This window comes from Burkholderia diffusa (genome assembly GCF_902499115.1).
Lineage (GTDB): Bacteria > Pseudomonadota > Gammaproteobacteria > Burkholderiales > Burkholderiaceae > Burkholderia > Burkholderia diffusa.
Genome location: NZ_CABVPN010000004.1, coordinates 1 through 18,025, shown reverse-complemented (window position 1 = coordinate 18,025; position 18,025 = coordinate 1). Strand labels below are relative to the sequence as shown.

Here is an 18,025-nt window from a genome sequence, read left to right as displayed (position 1 = left end):
CCGGAACCACCCTCCATGACATCCGCCGATTACGCCAGCCGCCAACGCGCGATCATCGCCGAACTGAACGTCACCCCGCACTTCGACGTCGATGCCGAGATCGCCCGGCGCGTCGACTTCCTCGCGCAGTACCTTCGTTCGACCGGCTTGCGGACCTACGTGCTCGGCATCAGCGGCGGCGTCGATTCCTCGACGGCCGGACGGCTCGCGCAGCTGGCGGTCGAACGGCTGCGCGCCGACGGCTACGACGCCCGCTTCATCGCGATGCGCTTGCCGAACGGCGTGCAGAACGACGAAGCCGATGCACAGCGCGCGCTCGCGTTCGTGCACGCGGACGAGACGTTCACGGTCGACGTGAAGCCGGCCGCCGACGCGATGCTCGCATCGCTCGTCGCCTCCGGCCATGCGTTCGAAAACCCGGCACAGCAGGACTTCGTGCACGGCAACATCAAGGCACGCGAACGCATGATCGCGCAGTACGCGGTCGCCGGCGCGCGACGCGGCATCGTGATCGGCACCGACCACGCGGCCGAATCGCTGATGGGTTTCTTCACGAAATTCGGCGATGGCGGCGCGGACGTGCTGCCGCTCGCCGGCCTGAGCAAGCGCCGTGTGCGTGCGGTCGCCCGCGCGCTTGGCGGTGACGAACTGATCGTGATGAAGGTGCCGACGGCCGACCTCGAGGAACTGCGTCCGCTGCGCCCCGACGAGCACGCGTATGGCGTCACCTATGACGAGATCGACGATTTCCTCGAAGGCAAACCCGTGGCCGACAGCGTGTACGAAACGGTGCTGCGCTTCTACGACGGCTCGCGCCACAAGCGCGCGCTGCCGTATACGCCGTTCGACTGGCCGGCCGCGTAAGCCGGCGCCGTCGCCGCAACACCATGCCGCGCCGCGCGGAACCTGGCGGTTACGCGCGGCACATGCACGACGGGCAACGCTACGCGTGCCCGCCCGTCTTCTTCGCTTGGAGTGCGCGAATCCGCATCCGCGCGCCCGTATCGCTGACCGTCGCGTCGTACATCGTCGCGAGATCGCGTTTGAGCGCGGTGCGCGAACCGCCGTCGAGATACACCATGTGCCCCGACGGATAAAAGCGCGCGGACAGGTTCTGCCGCACCTTCTGATCCTCGAGCGGCATCTGCTGCAGGTCGATCACGGTCTGGTAGAACGGCGTGACGAAATCGTAGAGGCCGTTCGCCGACAGCACCTTCAGGTCGACGTTCAGCGCCATCACCGCGGCGAGATCGCCGGCCGTATAGAGGATCACGTTCCCCTTCGCATCGATGCCCTGCTGCGCGCCGGTCGGATCGATATGGCTGAAGTCCCAGTTCTGGAACGCCTGGTCGTTCAGGTCCGTGAACGCGGAATTCGACGTGAACTTCAACTGCTCGTTCAGGTAGCTGTTCCACATCGCCGTGTAGACCCCCGTCACGGCCGTCATCGTCGGGTCGTTGCCGCCCGAGTTCGGATCGATCTTGCCGGCGATGCCCGACGAGATCCCGGTCACGCGGCCGTCGTACGAACCGAGCGCGAGCCCCTGCGCGTGCAGCAGCGTCGTCAGGAACAACGAATTGCCACGCGCGTCGTAGCCCGCGATGTCGAGCCCCCAGGTCTGCAGCGTCGCGGTGTCGATGCCCGTGTAGTCCGACAGCTTCCGCACGGCGGCCGGATCGGCATGCGGCACGTTGCGCAGTGCGCTCAGGTAGTCGGTACGCGCGAACTGTGCGACTTCCTCGACGAACGTGCCGAGATCGGTCGGCGCGGGCGTGACGCCGAGCTTCTTGTGATACCACGCGTCGGCCGCTGCGGTCGGCAGCGCGCCGACCGGGTTGCCGGCCTGCCGGTAGTCGAGGATCGACGACTGCAGCGTGATGCCGTTCAGGTCGACGCCGTCCTCGTGCAGCTTGTACGCGAGCACGCAGCTGCGCGCGGTGCCGTACGACTCGCCGAACAGGTATTTCGGCGAATTCCAGCGGTTGTTCTTCGTCAGGTAGCGCTTGATGAACTGCTTCAGCGAATTCGCGTCCTGGTCGACGCCCCAGAAGTTGCGGTTCTTGTTCGGCGCGACGGCCGCCGAATAGCCGGTGCCGACGGGGTTGATGAACACCAGGTCGCTGTGGTCGATCATGCTGTCCGGATTGTCTTCCATCTGGTACGGCGCAGGCGGCGTGAACCCCGGCATCGAGGTCTTGATGCGCTTCGGCGCGAACGAGCCGAGCAGCACGAACACCGACGACGACCCGGGACCGCCGTTGTAGAAGAACGTGACGGGCCGCGTTTCCTCCTTCGCGCCGTCGGCCGTGAACGCGACGTAGAAGATCTTCGCGGCCGGCTGCGAACTGCTCGGATCGACCGTCACGAGATGGCCGGCTGTCGCCGTGTACGCGAGGCGCTTGCCGTCGATCAGGATCGTGTGGTGCGTGATCGCAGCCGCTTCGGTCGTGTCGGTGACCGAGTCGTCGGGGCCATTGCCGTAAGCGACCGGATCGAAGAACGGCTGGTCGCGGCCGTGGCTCAGCGCGACCGGATTGATGGTCGGCGGCACGCCATGCGAATTGTGGTCGCCGTGATGCAGCGGATACACGCCGCCGGAAGATGCGGAATCGATGCCCATCGTGCTGCTCCTGGAGGTGAGAAAAAGGCGCGGGCCGGAAGCCCGCGCCATACGAAAAGCCGTGTACCGCAGCCGTCAGCTCGATGGCTTGCGCGTCAGGATCGCCGCGAGCTGCGCGCCGTTCGGGCTGCCGAGGCCCGTGCACGCATCCCAGCCCTGCGCGGCCGCATACGCTCCGTTCGAGCCCTGCGTGATGTCGCGCAGCGCACCCGGGTTCTTGTAAAGCACCGGGTTGACCCAGCCGACGGCCGCACCGCCCGCCGCCGCATTGATCCGTGCGATCAGCGCGGCCCACAGTGGCGCGACCGCGCTCGTGCCGCCCATTACCGTGGCCGTGCCCGCGATCGACACTTCGTAGCCCGTCTGCGGCGACGCATCGCCGGCGACGTCCGGCACGCCGCGCTTCGCGAGCGGTGCGCTGCTGCCATCGGCGCGCGTGACGGTCAGCCCCTGCTGCCACGCCGGCAGGTCGAACAGCGTGCTGACACCGCCCCCGCCCGCGCCGCCGCCGGCCGCCTCGTCGTTCCACGTGACCTCGCTGCGAATGCCCTGCCCCGGCAATGCATCGAGCTGCGTGCCGCCGCAGCCGAGCACATACGGGCTCGATGCGGGGAAGTCGACGTGATCGGCGCCGTCCTGCAGCCCGTCGCCCGAGCCGCTGTCACCGGATGCCGCGCACACCGTGATGCCCTGCGCGGCCGCTGCCTGCAGCACGCGGTTGAACGCCTGCGCGGATTGCGCCTGCCAGATCGCCTCCGGGCCGCCCCAGCTGATCGAGATCACCGACGGTTTGTTGGTCCTGTCGCTGACGGCCGCGTTGACGGCCTGGACGAAGCCCGCGTCGCTGTTCGGCGCGAAGTAGACGGCGATCTTCGCGGCCGGCGCGATTGCGCCGGCAATCTCGATGTCGAGCGCGACTTCGCCGTCCGGGCCGCTCGGGTCGCCGGTCGGTGTGTTGCGGCCGGTGCCGACGTTCACGTCGACGAGCGTCGGCGGCGTCTTGATGCCGAGCCCGTGGAAATACTGCTGGATGTCGGCCGCGCGGTAGCCACCGCCGAGCTCGATGATCGCGATGCACTGCCCGGCACCGTCGCCGGCCGGGAAGCCGTACAGCGACGCCAGCTGGATCGGGGTGAACGTGACGCCCGCCGCGCCGCCGCGTGCGGGCTTGAACGGCGGTCGCAGCCGGAAGTGCGGCCGCGCCTGGGGGCGGCTGTCGAGGCCGAGCACGGCCGTGACGACATCGCCGAGATCGTCGGGCAGCGCGATCGGGCCGGAGCGGCCGCGATACTGGCCGATCGACTGATGCTCGAAGCGCTCGAGCTTGACGCTGAACGCGGCTTCGAACTGCTGGATCGTGCCGGACAGGACGACGACGCTTTCAACGGGATCGACGCGATCGACCGTCAGCTGGTGGTGACGCGCGAAGTCCTCGGCCTTGCGAATGTCGTCGGGATTGGCGGAAAAGCGTTGCGCGAAGGTTTCGCGCGACACCGGTTTCGCTTGCGCGTCGCCGGCGGCGAGCTGGTGAACCAACGTATCGAGTTGCCCTTCTTCCTGCCGCCGCAACATGATCGTGACGTGGATGCGTTCTGCCGGATCGCACGGGCCGAGGCACTTGGACTCGGCGACGATTCGGGGTTCACGGTCGGCGTGAAGATGCCTTGCCATGTTCAGACCCTCCTTGGTACCGCGTTGCACGGAACAGCCAGGAAATCGGACATGGCCGGCGGAAGTCGGTTCCGTTCGGTCAGTCGGTTCGCGAATGCGCGAAGTTGAAGGGAGTTTAGATCAGTCAGACGATTTGCGCGCACGCCCTTCTGCGGCGGGACATGGCCACGAAGGCCGGCATTGCACGCGGCCTCTGTCGATCGTCACATCGCTGCCGAGCGGCAGCGATGTGACGATGCGGCTCAATCCATCGACAGCCGCAGCGCGAACCCGATGAGCGCAGCGGAAAACGTCCAGCGCTGGACCGTCTGCGCGAGCGGATGCGCGCGCATCCACGCCGCGATGCGCGACGCGCCGAGCACGCATGCGAGGTCGAAGCACACGCCGGCCGCGACCAGCAGCGCGCCGAGCTCGAACATCTGCCACACGACGGGCCCGGCCTCGGGGCGCACGAACTGCGGTAGCAACACCGAGCAGAACAGCAGCGCCTTCGGATTCAGCAAGTTCGTCAGCAGCCCCTTGAAGAACGACTGCCGCAGCTCGCCCGGGGCCGCCTCGTCGCCGTCGCCGAGTGTGAACACCGGGGAGCGGAACACCTGGATCGCGACGTACGCGAGATAAAGCGCGCCGCCGTAACGGATCGCCTCGTACAGCCACGGCGCGCTGCGGATCAGCGCCGCGACGCCGCACGCGGAGAGCGTCACGTGCGCGGTGCGCGACAGCGAAAGGCCGGCCGCCGCCGCCATGCCCGGGCGCACGCCGCGGCCGATGCTGGTCTGCAGCACGAGCGCCATGTCGGGCCCGGGCACCGCGTAGATGGCCGCCAGCGCGGCGAGATAAATCAACAGCAAATGCGTGGAAATCATGGTCTGCCCCCGTCCTTCAATGACGATATGTTGCCGCTGAAGGTAGAGGGATTACTGGCCATCTTTGGCTCAGAATTGGCGATCCATAGCGGAATCCGCCACAATCACGGAATCCAGACAAGGATTCCGCCAACATGACCGAACTCGACAAAACCGATCGCGCGATTCTCGCCGCGGTGCAGCGCGACGGCCGCCTGCCGATCGCGCGTCTCGCCGATTCCGTCGGCCTGTCCGAAACGCCGTGCGCGCGGCGCCTGAAACGTCTCGAAAACGACGGCTACATCGAGCGCTACCGCGCGCAGTTGTCACGCCAGGCGCTCGGCTTCGGCGTCGTCGCGTTCGTGCTGGTTCGGTTCGCGACGCACGATCGCAAGGTCGCCGACCGGTTCGAACGGGAAGTGCTCGGCATCGAGCGGATCCTCGCGTGCCACAACGTCGCGGGCACGGCCGACTACCTGCTGCAAGTGGTCGCGCGCGATCTCGACGACTACGGCACGTTCCTGCGCGACTCGCTGCGGATGCTGCCTGGCGTCACGTCGATCGAATCGGCGCTGTCGTTGCGGGAGGTGAAACACGATGCGGGGTTGCCGGTGCCGTGATGCAGACAGCGGCTCGCTCCGGCGTGACACTCGTCCACATTGCCGGCGTTGTCCGACCTCACGCGGCCTCACACGACGTCGGGCGACTGGTGCGCGCGCTCGAGATCCTCGAGGAACGCCTCGACGAGCGGATCGCCGCGCCCGTCGCGCGCCACGACCATGTGGAACGTGACCTCGTAATGCAGCCGATCCGGGTTGAGCGGCGCGAGGAGCCCCTGCGCGACATACGGCGCCGCGAAGTGCTGCGGCAGGTAGCCGAGGTGATGGCCTGACAGGATCAGCAGCGCGACCGCCTCCATGTTGTCTGCGGTCGCGCTCACGCGATCGGGCGTCGTCGACATCTGCGCCTCCGGCAGCGGATACGAGCGCCAGGCCCATTCGAATCCCGCGACGTCGGCCGGCGTCAGCGCGCCAGCGCGTTCGAACAGCGGATGGCCGCGACCGCAGTACGCGACCTGCCGCTCGATGAACAGCGGCGTGTAGTGCAGCGTCGGCACGCGATGCCAGAAGTAGCCAACCGCGATCTGGATCTCGCCGTTCAGCAGTTTCTCCTCGAGATCGCCCGGCGCACGCACCGAGATCGAGAAGCGCACGGCCTCGTCGCGTGTGCGGAACGCGGCGATCGCCTCCGCGATCCGCGCGTTCTGGCTGACCGGCGTATGGCCGATCAGGCCGATACTCAGCGTACCGACCAGCTGGCGGTCCATGTGCCGCGCGGCCATCCCGAATTCGTCGAGCGCGGCGAGCAGCTTGCGGCTCATCGCGTGGAACCGCTCGCCCTTCGGCGTGAGCCGGAAGCCGCTGCGGCCGCGCTCGCAGAGCCGGTAGCCGAGCCGCGTCTCGAGCGACGACAGTTGCGCGCTGATGGTCGACTGGCCGACGTTCAGCATCGCCTGCGCCGCCGACACGCCGCCCGCGTCCGTGACCGCGAGAAACACGCGGATCAACCGCAGATCGAGGGTCGACAGATTCCCCAGCACGCTATTCCCCTTCCATACATCGATGAAAATCGATGTTTACGTCGATATCTTCGCATTCTTCTTTCCCGCCGGACGCGTAAAACTATGCGCCAAGCCGCGTCGAATGATACGGCAACCCCACATCGGAAGAGACAAGCCCATGAACGACCACACCCATTTCCAGCCGCTCGGCGGCAATGAAATGCCGCGCAGCGGCGGCATCGCGACGATGATGCGCCTGCCGCACGTGACGAGCGCTGCCGGCCTCGACGCGTGTTTCGTCGGCGTGCCGTTCGACCTCGGCACCTCCAATCGCACCGGCGCACGCTTCGGCCCGCGCCAGATCCGCACGGAATCCGTGCTGCTGCGCCCTTACAACATGGCCACGCGCGCCGCGCCGTTCGATTCGCTGCAGATCGCCGACATCGGCGACGTCGCGATCAACCCGTACAACCTGCACGATTCCATCGCGCGCATCGAGACCGCGTACGACGCGATTCTCGCGCACGACTGCAAGCCGATCACGCTCGGCGGCGACCACACGATCGCGCTGCCGATCCTGCGCGCGATCCACCGCAAGCACGGCAAGGTTGCATTGATCCACGTCGATGCACACGCCGACGTGAACGATACGATGATGGGCGAAAAGATCGCGCACGGCACGCCGTTCCGCCGCGCGGTCGAGGAAGGCCTGCTGCATGGCGACAAGGTCACGCAGATCGGCCTGCGCGGCACCGGCTACGCCGCCGAGGATTTCGACTGGTGCCGCGAGCAGGGCTTCCGCGTGGTCCAGGCCGAGGAGTGCTGGAACAAGTCGCTCGCGCCGCTGATGGAAGAAGTGCGCGCGCGCATCGGCGACACGCCCGTCTACATCACCTTCGACATCGACGGCATCGACCCGGCCTACGCACCGGGCACCGGCACGCCGGAAATCGCCGGCCTCACGGTGCCGCAGGCGCTCGAGATCATCCGCGGCGCGAAGGGGCTGAATATCGTCGGTTGTGATCTCGTCGAAGTCGCGCCGCCCTACGACCCATTCGGCACCACCGCCCTGCTCGGCGCGAACCTCGCCTACGAGTTGCTGTGCGTGCTGCCCGGCGTCGCGTACCGCGACTGATCCCGGCGCACAACCTATTCAAAATCAGAGGATTCCAGAGGAGCACATAACAGATGGGGACTGCCATCAAGCAACCGAAGCGGGCTGCGCTCGCTTCGTTCGTCGGCACCACGATCGAATGGTACGACTTCTATAGCTACGCGACCGCCGCCGCCATCGTGTTCGGGCCGCTGTTCTTTCCCGGCGAAAGCCGTTTCGTCAGCCTGCTCGCGTCGTTCGGCTCGTTCGCGGTCGGCTTCTTCGCGCGGCCGCTCGGCGGCGTGATGTTCGGCTATCTCGGAGACCGCTTCGGCCGCAAGCGCTCGCTGCTCGCGACGCTGATGCTGATGGCCGTGTCGACGGTCGCGATCGGCCTGCTGCCGACCCATGCGCAAGCCGGCGTGATCGCACCGATCCTGCTGGTTCTGATGCGCGTGCTGCAAGGTATCGCGGTCGGCGGCGAATGGGGCGGCGCGGTGCTGCTCGCCGGCGAGCATGCACCCGAAGGCAAGCGCACGTTCTTCGCGTCGTTCGCGCAGCTCGGCAGCGCGAGCGGCCTGATCCTGTCGATGCTCGCGTTCGGCGCGATCAGCACGCTGTCGAAGGACGACATGATGAGCTGGGGCTGGCGCGTGCCGTTCCTCGCGAGCGCCGTGCTGCTGGCGGTCGGCTTCGTGATCCGCGCGAGCGTGTCCGAGTCGCCCGAGTTCGAGGAAGTCAGGAAGAGCGGCAACACCGCGCAGAACCCGGTGCGCGAGGCACTCAAGTACTGGCCGCTGCTGCTGCTCGCGATCGGCGCGAACGTGTACGGGATCGCCGGCGTGTATTTCAGCAACATCTTCATGATCAGCTACGCGACGCAGTTCCTGTCGCTCGACCGGTCGATGGTGCTGCATTGCATGACGATCGTCGCCGTGCTGCAGTTCGTCGTGCAGCTCGCGGCCGCGTTCATCGCGCAGCGCTTCGGCACGACCCGCGTGCTGCTGATCACCGGCGCCTGGGCCGCGATCGTACCGTTCGTGATGCTGCCCCTCGTGCACATGGGCACGCCGCTGTCGATCACCGTCGGCGTCGGCCTCGCGACGCTCGCGGAATCGGGCTACTACTCGGTGGTCGCTGGTTTCGTCAGCGGCATCTTCATCGCGCGCATCCGCTACACGGCGATCTCCATCGCGTACCAAGTGTGCGGCGCGATCGCCGGCGGCCTCACGCCGCTCGTCGCCACGCTGATCGCACAAAACACCGCGCCGCAATGGTGGCCGCTCGCGATCCAGTATACGAGCGCCGCCGTGTTGTCGTCGGTGTGCGTGTGGCTGATCTCGCGCCGCGTCAGCATCGACGATGCCGGCGCGCCCGGCAAGGCGGACGAAGCGCTGCCGCGCGGCGCACGCACCGCGTAACCTCACGCAGCGGGCAGGCGGCATCGCCTGCCCGCTTGCGGTGCGCGTACCGCGGTACGCCGCAATGTCCCCCCCCCCCGCCGAACAAGCGGCCCACACATGCGGGCCGCTTGTTGCCATCCGATCGTCGATCGCGACGGCGTACACCCAGCGTTCGCGCGTTATCGCACCTGGCTGCGCAGCGTCTTTGCGGCGGCGACCATGTTCGTCAGCGCCGGAATCACTTCCGCCCACTGGCGCGTCTTCAGCCCGCAGTCCGGGTTCACCCACAGGCGCTCCGCCGGAATCCGCTCGGCCGCCTTCTTCATCAGGCCGACGATGTGATCCTGCGTCGGGATATTCGGCGAGTGGATGTCGTACACGCCCGGCCCGATCTCGTTCGGATACCTGAAGCTGTCGAACGCGTCGAGCAGCTCCATGTCCGAGCGCGACGTCTCGATCGTGATCACGTCCGCGTCCATGTCGGCGATCGACGCGATGATGTCGTTGAACTCCGAATAGCACATGTGCGTATGGATCTGCGTATCGTCCTGCACGCCGTTCGCGGCGATGCGGAACGACTCGACCGCCCACTGCAGGTACTCGCCCCATTGCGCGCGGCGCAGCGGCAGCCCTTCGCGCAGCGCGGCCTCGTCGATCTGGATCACGCGCACGCCGGCCTTCTCGAGATCGAGCACTTCGTCGCGGATCGCCAGCGCGAGCTGGTAGCACGACACCGAACGCGGCTGGTCGTCGCGCACGAACGACCAGTTCAGGATCGTCACCGGGCCGGTCAGCATGCCCTTCATCGGCTTGCTCGTCAGCGACTGCGCATACGCGATCCATTCGACCGTCATCGCCTTCGGGCGGCTGATGTCGCCGAACAGGATCGGCGGCTTCACGCAGCGCGAACCGTACGACTGCACCCAGCCGAACTGGCTGAATACATAGCCGTCGAGCTGCTCGCCGAAGTATTCGACCATGTCGTTGCGTTCGGCTTCACCGTGCACCAGCACGTCGAGCTCGAGCGACTCCTGCTCGCGCACGCTGCGCTCGATTTCCGCCTGCATCGCCTTGCGGTAGCCGGCTTCATCCAGCGCGCCCGCCTTGAACTGGCTACGCGCCAGGCGAATCTCGGCGGTCTGTGGAAACGAGCCAATCGTCGTCGTCGGGAACGCCGGCAGACTCAGGCGCGCCGACTGTTTCGGCGCGCGCTGCGTGTATGGGCTCGCGCGGTTGCCGAGTTGCGCGTCGATGCGTGCGATCGCGGCCTTCACCGCCGGGTTGTTCACCCGCGGCGAGCGACGGCGCGCTTCGATCGCGGCGGCGTTCGCGGTGAGCGCGTCGGCCACCTTGTCGCGGCCTTCGTTCAGCGCGGTCGCGAGCACCTTCAGTTCGTCGAGTTTCTGCAGCGCGAACGCAAGCCATGCACGGATCTCCGCGTCGAGCTTCTCCTCGCTCGCGAGATCGACCGGCACATGCAGCAGCGAGCACGACGGTGCGAGCCACAAGCGGTCGCCCAGTTGCTTCGCGAGCGGTTCGAGCCAGTCGAGCGTCGCGTTCAGGTCCGTCTTCCAGATGTTGCGGCCGTTGATCACGCCCACCGACAGGATGCGGTCGGCCGGCAGTTCGCGCACGAGCGCGTCGATTTCGTCGCGGGCGTTGATCGCATCGATATGCAGGCCGTCGACCGGCAGCGAGGCCGCGAGCGTCAGGTTGTCCTGAAGCTGGCCGAAGTACGTCGCGAGCAGCAGCTTGATGCGGCGCGTCTCGAGCGTGTCGTACGCGGTGCGCAGTGCCAGGCGCCATTCGGCGTCGAGCTCGGTGACGAGGATCGGTTCGTCGATCTGCACCCATTCGACACCCTGCGCGGTCAGCGTATCGAGCAGCGCGCCATATACCGGCAGCAGCTTCGGCAGCAGCGCAAGGCGATCGGAATCGTCCTTCGCCTTGCCGAGCCACAGATACGTGACGGGGCCGAGAATCACGGGCTTCGCGGCCACGCCCTGCGCCTGCGCTTGCGCCAGTTGCTGGAGCAGGCGCGACGGATCGAGCGAGAAGTTCGTGTCCGCGTGGAACTCCGGCACGATGTAGTGATAGTTCGTGTCGAACCACTTCGTCATTTCACCGGCGGCGACACCGCCGCAGCATGCCGCGTGTTCTTCCGCCGACTGCGCCGAACGGCCGCGCGCGACGCGGAAATAGTTGTCGAGCGCGTCGCCATGGAAGTCCTGCACGCGCTTCGGCAAGTTGCCGAGCGTGAAACTCATGTCGAGCACCTGATCGTAGAACGCGAAATCGCCGATCGGTACGAGATCGAGGTCGCGCTGGTCGTTCCAGTGGCGTTGGCGAAGTTCGGCGCCGAGGGCCTTCAGTTCATCGCGCGACGATTCGCCCTTCCAGTAGCGTTCGAGACCGAACTTGAGTTCGCGCTTCGCGCCGATGCGCGGAAAACCGAGGTTGTGTGTCGTAACCATGAAGCTGCCATCCAGAAGAAATTGAAGATCCGGCAGCCATCATAGGGATTTCATCCCATGAAATAAAATGGCATTATTTCATTCATCCATTAAAGTTGTTCATGTATCTGTTGGGTGAACGATCTCCATGCTGGAACGATTCCATCTCGTCGTGATCCGCGAAGTCGAGCGCCAAGGCTCGCTGACCGCGGCCGCCAATGCGCTGCATCTCACGCAATCGGCGCTCAGCCATACCGTCCGGAAAATCGAGCAGCAGCTCGGTACGCCGATCTGGGACCGGGAAGGACGCGGCCTTCGGCTCACGCAGGGCGGGCAGTATCTGCTGAAGCTGGCGAACCGGCTGCTGCCGCAGTTCGAACTCGCCGAGGAGCGGATGAAGCAGTACGCGAAGGGCGAGCGCGGCGCGCTGCGCATCGGGATGGAGTGCCATCCGTGCTACCAGTGGCTGCTGAAGGTCGTGTCGCCGTACCTGTCGCGCTGGCCGGACGTCGACGTGGACGTGAAGCAGCGCTTCCAGTTCGGCGGCATCGGCGCGCTGTTCGGCCATGACATCGACGTGCTCGTGACGCCCGACCCGCTCAACAAGCCGGGGCTGCGCTTCGATCCCGTGTTCGATTACGAGCAGGTGCTCGTGGTCGCGGATGCGCATCGGTTTGCGAACGCCGACTACGTGACGCCCGAGCAGCTGACCGACGAGGTCCTGATCACCTACCCGGTCGAAACCGACCGGCTCGACATCTACAACCAGTTCCTGACGCCAGCCGGCATCGTGCCGCGGCGCCACAAGTCGATCGAGACGACCGACATCATGCTGCAGATGGTGGCGAGCGGCCGGGGCGTGGCCGCGCTGCCGAGGTGGCTTGCGGATGAATACGCGGACCGGATGCCGGTGGTGCCGGTCAAGCTCGGCAAGAAGGGCATTGCGAAACAGATCTTCCTCGGCATCCGCGAGGCGGATGCGTCGATCGACTATTTGGCCGCATTCGTCGCGCTGGCGCGCGAATCGACGTGGAGTGCGCCACGCATGCTGCGCTAGCCGCGTTCGCACACTATGCACTGTCGGCAGTCCGCATGTCGGTGCGCAGGCTCGTGTTCACTATATGGACGACGACGCGAGCCGTGCACGACATGTTGCGTCACGACGTTACGGCACCGCCCCCTTACACATCCGTAAGACCATGATTCGCCGTCCGTACTGTCATCAAACTGACTGCTAGCGAAAGCTAGGATCGGACGCGGTTCCTTTACGAGATGCCGTCATGAATCATCCTGCTTCGTCCGCGCCGAACAATTCGGGTTCAGTCGAACGCACCAGGCAGGTCGGCTATGCCGTGTTCCTGCTGGTGCTCGCATTCGGCGCCGCCTATATCGCCACGCACCTGATCGCCGATCTGTCGCCGGTCCGCGAAGGGTCGCTGTTCCCGTACCTCATGCTCGGCGCCGCGCTGCTGATCGCGCTCGGCTTCGAATTCGTCAACGGCTTCCACGACACCGCGAACGCGGTGGCCACCGTGATCTATACCCACTCGCTGACGCCCAACGTCGCGGTGATCTGGTCCGGCATGTGGAACTTCCTCGGCGTGATGGTCTCGAGTGGGGTCGTCGCGTTCGGCATCCTGCAGTTGCTGCCGGTCGAACTGATCCTGCAGGTCGGTAGCGGCGCGGGCTTCGCGATGGTGTTCGCGCTGCTGATCGCCGCGATCATGTGGAATCTCGCGACCTGGTATTTCGGGCTACCGTCGTCGAGCTCGCATACGCTGATTGGGTCGATCATCGGCGTCGGTCTGATGAACCAGTTGATGCACGGACCGTCCGGCACAAGCGGCGTCGACTGGGGCCAGGCGCTCGGTGTCGGCAAGTCGCTGCTGTTCTCGCCGATCGTGGGCTTCCTGTGCGCGGCACTGCTGCTGCTCGTGCTGAAGGCGCTCGTGCGGATTCCCGATCTGTACAAGGAGCCGCCGAAGGATCAGCCGCCGCCGTTCTGGATTCGCTGCCTGCTGATCTTGACCTGCACAGGCGTATCGTTCGCGCACGGATCGAACGACGGGCAGAAAGGGATGGGCCTCATCATGCTGATCCTGATCGGCACCGTGCCGACCGCGTATGCGCTGAACAAGGCCGTCACGCCAGCCGAAACGCAGACGTTCGTCGCCGTCGCGAACCAGGCTGCCGCGACGTTCGGGAAGTATACGAACGGCGTCGCGCCGTCCGCGAACCCGCGCGCCGACGTCGAACACTACGTGCAGCATCGTGAACTGACGCCCGCCGTGCTGCCTGCCGTGCAACAGCTGTCCACGATGCTCGCGACCGCGGTCGGCACGTCGGGGTCGATGGCGGCGGTGCCGCAACGCGACGTCGACAACGTGCGCAACACGATGTATCTGGTATCCGAAGCGATTCGCCTGATCGAGAAGTCGGGGCAGCCCGCGCTCGCCGCCGACGACAAACTCGCCATCGACAACTATCGCAAGCAACTCGACCACGCGACCAAGTTCATTCCGACGTGGGTGAAAGTCGCCGTCGCGATCGCACTTGGCCTCGGCACGATGGTCGGCTGGAAGCGGATCGTCGTGACCGTCGGCGAGAAGATCGGCAAGCAGCATTTGACGTATGGGCAGGGTGCGTCGGCCGAACTCGTCGCGATGCTGACGATCGGTGCCGCCGACGTGTACGGGCTACCCGTGTCGACGACGCACGTGCTGTCGTCGGGCGTTGCGGGCACGATGGCCGCGAACGGATCAGGGCTGCAGTGGAGCACGGTGCGCAGCCTCGTGCTCGCGTGGGTGCTGACGCTGCCCGCGTCGATCGTGCTGGCAGGCGGGCTCTACTGGTTGTTCCGGTCAGTGGCGTGATCGGGCAAACGGTGGGTGGCCGGTGAGAGCCGGTCGCCTGCCGTGGAAGATTTCGCCGTCGCTTCTCCGCTTTTCCGCTTCGACACTTCTCGGCATTCGATGGGTTCGTGCCACGTCCTTGCCTTTTCGGCCTTTCCAGATTGAAGCGCAAGATCTGGAGCGCGCCGGCACACGGACGCCGCTAGACTGGGTTCATCAACTTTCATCGTGGCTTCAACCGTGCATGCGACGCTTGCGAATATTCCGTGCGAGCGTACGGCGCCACATCGCTGACGAACCGAGGTACGCCCGTGAATATCGCCAATCTGCAACCTGCCGTCGAATCGACGGACATCGCGCAACGCGTCGATACAATCGACTGGCCGACCGTCGATGTCGAGCTCGGTCGCTACGGATGTGCGCGAGTACCGGGCCTGATCTCCGCAAGCGAGTGCGACGCGCTCGCCTCGCTCTATCCGCGGGATGCGCTCTATCGTTCGCGCATCGTGATGGCACGGCACGGCTTCGGGCGCGGCGAATACAAGTACTTCGCGTATCCGCTGCCTGGCGTCGTCGCCGCGCTACGCATGACGCTCTACCCGCATCTTGCGCCGATCGCCAATCGCTGGAACCAGGCACTCGGGATCGACGTCCGCTATCCGAAAGAGCACCGGACATTCCTCGATCGCTGCCACGCGGCGGGACAGACACGACCGACGCCGCTGATCCTGCAATACGGTCCCGACGACTACAATTGCCTCCATCAGGACCTGTACGGCGAGCATGTCTTTCCGCTTCAGGTCGCCATCCTGCTGTCGGTACCTGGTCGGGATTTCACGGGCGGCGAGTTCGTGTTGACGGAACAGCGACCACGCATGCAGTCACGCGCGGAAGTGGTGCCGCTGACGCAAGGCGATGCGGTGTTCTTCGCCGTCCACGGCAGGCCCGTGCAGGGAACGCGCGGCGTCTATCGCGTCAACCTGCGCCATGGCGTGAGCAGAATCCGAAGCGGCCACCGCCACACGGTCGGCATCATCTTCCATGACGCACAGTGACGGCCTGCGGGGTGCAACGTGATGTTGTCTCGCCATTCGGCATGCGGATGAGTTGGCGCAACAGGCACCGCGCATCATTGCGCAAGGATCGTTGTGTTGTGCCGTGCCGCCACCGCACGGTCTGCGCATCATTGGTGGTAACGGGCGACGGGGCGCACTGCACTTCAGACGATCGTCGCCATGACGGATCGACGTTTCGAGTGAGCTTCAATAATCTGAAGCCCACACCCGTCGCGACGCCAATGCAATGAGAAATCCTGCTTACCCGCGGGCCGCATTTGCCCGGAGGTGATCGCCAGCATTGGAAGCCAGCCGGGCATAGCCGGGCAACGTCAGCAGCGCGAGCACGCCCGCCGCAACGAACGCCCAGCGAAAATCGTCGAGCACGTAATGCATGCCGGCCGCGTCGCCACGCACCAACGCCGCCAACCGCAGCGACAACGCACCGAATGCAATCCCCATCCCGATCGTCATCTGCTGCGCCGCGCTCCACAGCGTGCTGGCCGCGCTCGTCTGTCGAGCAGGAATGTCCGCATATGCCAACGTCGCGAGCGTCGTGAACTGCATCGACCGCGTGAGCCCGTAGACGAATACGACGAACAGCGTGACCGCCAGCGGCGTCGACGCTGTCAGCCAGCCACACGCGATCGTGAAGAGACCTGCGATCGTCACGTCGACGAGCGCAACGCGCCGGAACCCGAATCGGTCGAGGATCCGCGACGTTCCCGCCTTCATCCCAAGATTGCCAAGCGCGCTCGCGAGCAACAGTAGGCCGGACTGGAATGGCGACAGCCCGAAGCCGATCTGGAACAGCAGCGGCAGCAGATACGGCACGGCGTTGATCGCCATCCGCGTGATGGAGCCGGTGATCACCGTCACCGAGAATGTCGGCACTTTCAGCGTCGAGAAATCGAGCAGCGGATGCGCACAGCGTTGCCCGTGCATCCACACGGCGATGCCGAACAGCACGCTCGCGCCCACCAGAATACCCGCGCGCGTGAAGTCGACGTCCTGCTGGCCAGCCGCTTCGGTACCGATCAGCAGACAGGTCAGCGCAGCGCCTCCCAGCACGAAGCCGACCCAATCGAGCGGCCGTTGCTCGTCAGCACGTGTGTTCCGGACGATCAGCCAGGTACAGACGAGCGCAACAATGCCGAACGGGACATTCAGCAGGAAGATCCATCGCCATGACGCGTAGGTCGTGATGAAGCCGCCGATGGGCGGCCCGACGACTGGCGCGACGATGCCCGGCCACGTGATCGTCGCGATTGCGCGCATCAGCTCGGCCTTCTCGGTGCTGCGAACGACGATCAGCCGTCCGACCGGCACCATCATCGCCCCGCCGACGCCCTGCAGCAGGCGCGCGGCCGTAAACGTCATCACGCCCTCGGACAGCCCGCACAGCACCGACGCGCCGGTAAATACGAAGATGGCGGTGGCAAACACCGTGCGCGAGCCGTAACGATCCGCAATCCAGCCGCTGATCGGGATGAACACCGCGAGCGCCAGCATATAGGCCGTTATCCCGAGGCTGAGCGCGTTCGGACCGACGCCGAACGAGCGTGCCATCTGAGGCAGCGCGGTCGCGATCACGGTCGTGTCGAGATACTCCATGAAGAACGTTGCAGCGACCAGATACGGCAAGAAGTCGGTCGTCCTACCACGGTGGGCAGGGCTATTAATCATGAATGGTGCGGGAAACGAAATACGAAGGACACCGAGTGCCGGCTATGCAGATGAACGCCAGGAATCGGGATGAATGGTGATATTACCCTGATGGGCTGCTGGTCTGCTCTGCCGGGCATGCGCGAATGGACTTTATGCGCATAGATTTTTATGACGATATCGTGCTGCAGTCACCGAATGGCGTACGCGATCAGGTCGGCACGACACGTCGAGGGACGGAAACATCAATTCGGGCGCATTTTGCTCGAAAGTGACATTTTTCGACGATCATCGATCAATGTCGCTCATCATCGGCCATCACAGCACCATGGCTGGATGCCAGCTCCAACCGCCTTGCACTCGTCGTTTCGCTCGTATTCATTTTCGACGCCGAAATGCAAAAACCCCCGCCTTTTCGGGCGGGGGTTTCTGGCTTAGGGAGCCTGACGATTACCTACTTTCACACGGGAATCCGCACTATCATCGGCGTAGAGTCGTTTCACGGTCCTGTTCGGGATGGGAAGGGGTGGGACCGACTCGCTATGGTCATCAGGCAAAGAGGGTTGTTCTGCTGGCGTGGCCAACAGAACCAATCTTGGAAGAAGCAGTAATTTCGTTGGGTTGTGAGGTTGTATCTCACACATACGCGGTAGTTCAACCGCTGTACGTCGAGTGCCTTGCACTCGACGTTCGACATTCGTAAAGCGCTGAAGCGCTAACGACTGTCGAAACAGACTTGTTATAGGATCAAGCCTTACGGGCAATTAGTATCAGTTAGCTGAACGCATTACTGCGCTTACACACCTG

Annotated in this window: 13 protein-coding genes and 1 rRNA gene; 7 read left to right on the top strand and 7 right to left on the bottom strand. The window is 65.3% G+C overall.

Translation table 11 applies throughout. The features are described from left to right. Window positions 1-15: 15 nt before the first annotated feature. Window positions 16-864, top strand: coding sequence for an NAD(+) synthase (gene nadE, locus BTE28158_RS05005; RefSeq protein ID WP_151050769.1), 849 nt, complete (start codon window positions 16-18; stop codon window positions 862-864). A 79-nt stretch (window positions 865-943) separates the two neighbouring features. Here nadE and BTE28158_RS05000 read toward each other — a convergent pair whose 3' ends face one another. The 3 genes from BTE28158_RS05000 to BTE28158_RS04990 all read right to left on the bottom strand — a co-directional run bounded on the left by BTE28158_RS05000 (window position 944) and on the right by BTE28158_RS04990 (window position 5,157). Beyond that, complete coding sequence (locus BTE28158_RS05000) at window positions 944-2,620, bottom strand: S10 family peptidase (protein WP_124629498.1); 1,677 nt, start codon at window positions 2,618-2,620, stop codon at window positions 944-946. A 75-nt stretch (window positions 2,621-2,695) separates the two neighbouring features. Beyond that, complete coding sequence (locus tag BTE28158_RS04995; RefSeq protein WP_151050767.1) at window positions 2,696-4,291, bottom strand: S53 family peptidase; 1,596 nt, start codon at window positions 4,289-4,291, stop codon at window positions 2,696-2,698. 242 nt (window positions 4,292-4,533) lie between these two features. Further along, entirely contained in the window at window positions 4,534-5,157 is a 624-nt protein-coding gene (locus tag BTE28158_RS04990; protein WP_059598733.1) for a LysE family translocator, read from the bottom strand. 134 nt (window positions 5,158-5,291) lie between these two features. Here BTE28158_RS04990 and BTE28158_RS04985 point away from each other — a divergent pair, with 134 nt between their 5' ends. Continuing rightward, window positions 5,292-5,756 carry an Lrp/AsnC family transcriptional regulator gene (locus BTE28158_RS04985; protein ID WP_044848788.1) on the top strand — a complete coding sequence of 155 codons (465 nt, stop codon included), beginning with the start codon at window positions 5,292-5,294 and terminating at the stop codon, window positions 5,754-5,756. A 68-nt stretch (window positions 5,757-5,824) separates the two neighbouring features. Here the strand turns inward: BTE28158_RS04985 and BTE28158_RS04980 are convergent, their stop codons facing one another. Further along, on the bottom strand, window positions 5,825-6,736 hold the full coding sequence (locus BTE28158_RS04980; protein WP_059598734.1) for a LysR family transcriptional regulator: 912 nt from the start codon (window positions 6,734-6,736) through the stop codon (window positions 5,825-5,827). A gap of 139 nt (window positions 6,737-6,875) precedes the next feature. Here BTE28158_RS04980 and speB point away from each other — a divergent pair, with 139 nt between their 5' ends. Further along, window positions 6,876-7,832: an agmatinase gene (gene speB / locus BTE28158_RS04975; RefSeq protein ID WP_124629501.1), complete on the top strand. Its 957-nt coding sequence runs from the start codon at window positions 6,876-6,878 to the stop codon at window positions 7,830-7,832. 53 nt (window positions 7,833-7,885) lie between these two features. After that, window positions 7,886-9,211 carry an MFS transporter gene (locus BTE28158_RS04970; RefSeq protein WP_059464556.1) on the top strand — a complete coding sequence of 442 codons (1,326 nt, stop codon included), beginning with the start codon at window positions 7,886-7,888 and terminating at the stop codon, window positions 9,209-9,211. Window positions 9,212-9,372: 161 nt separating this feature from the next. On the opposite strand, the gene metE is transcribed toward BTE28158_RS04970, so the two are convergent. Beyond that, a complete protein-coding gene (metE, locus tag BTE28158_RS04965) occupies window positions 9,373-11,667 on the bottom strand; it encodes a 5-methyltetrahydropteroyltriglutamate--homocysteine S-methyltransferase (protein WP_151050765.1) in 2,295 nt (764 codons plus the stop codon). 127 nt (window positions 11,668-11,794) lie between these two features. On the opposite strand from metE, the gene BTE28158_RS04960 reads away from it, so the two are divergent. From BTE28158_RS04960 to BTE28158_RS04950, 3 genes are all read left to right on the top strand, one after another. After that, window positions 11,795-12,703 (top strand): LysR family transcriptional regulator, encoded by a 909-nt coding sequence (locus BTE28158_RS04960; RefSeq protein ID WP_151050763.1) that lies wholly within the window; start codon window positions 11,795-11,797, stop codon window positions 12,701-12,703. Between the two features lie 223 nt (window positions 12,704-12,926). After that, complete coding sequence (locus BTE28158_RS04955; RefSeq protein ID WP_151050761.1) at window positions 12,927-14,519, top strand: inorganic phosphate transporter; 1,593 nt, start codon at window positions 12,927-12,929, stop codon at window positions 14,517-14,519. A 290-nt stretch (window positions 14,520-14,809) separates the two neighbouring features. After that, window positions 14,810-15,553 carry a 2OG-Fe(II) oxygenase gene (locus BTE28158_RS04950; protein ID WP_124629506.1) on the top strand — a complete coding sequence of 248 codons (744 nt, stop codon included), beginning with the start codon at window positions 14,810-14,812 and terminating at the stop codon, window positions 15,551-15,553. 261 nt (window positions 15,554-15,814) lie between these two features. On the opposite strand, the gene BTE28158_RS04945 is transcribed toward BTE28158_RS04950, so the two are convergent. Together BTE28158_RS04945 and rrf are read right to left on the bottom strand one after the other, a co-directional pair. Continuing rightward, on the bottom strand, window positions 15,815-17,239 hold the full coding sequence (locus BTE28158_RS04945; protein WP_151050759.1) for a DHA2 family efflux MFS transporter permease subunit: 1,425 nt from the start codon (window positions 17,237-17,239) through the stop codon (window positions 15,815-15,817). Window positions 17,240-17,659: 420 nt separating this feature from the next. Continuing rightward, window positions 17,660-17,772 (bottom strand): 5S ribosomal RNA (rrf, locus tag BTE28158_RS04940). Between the last annotated feature and the right edge of the window lie 253 nt (window positions 17,773-18,025).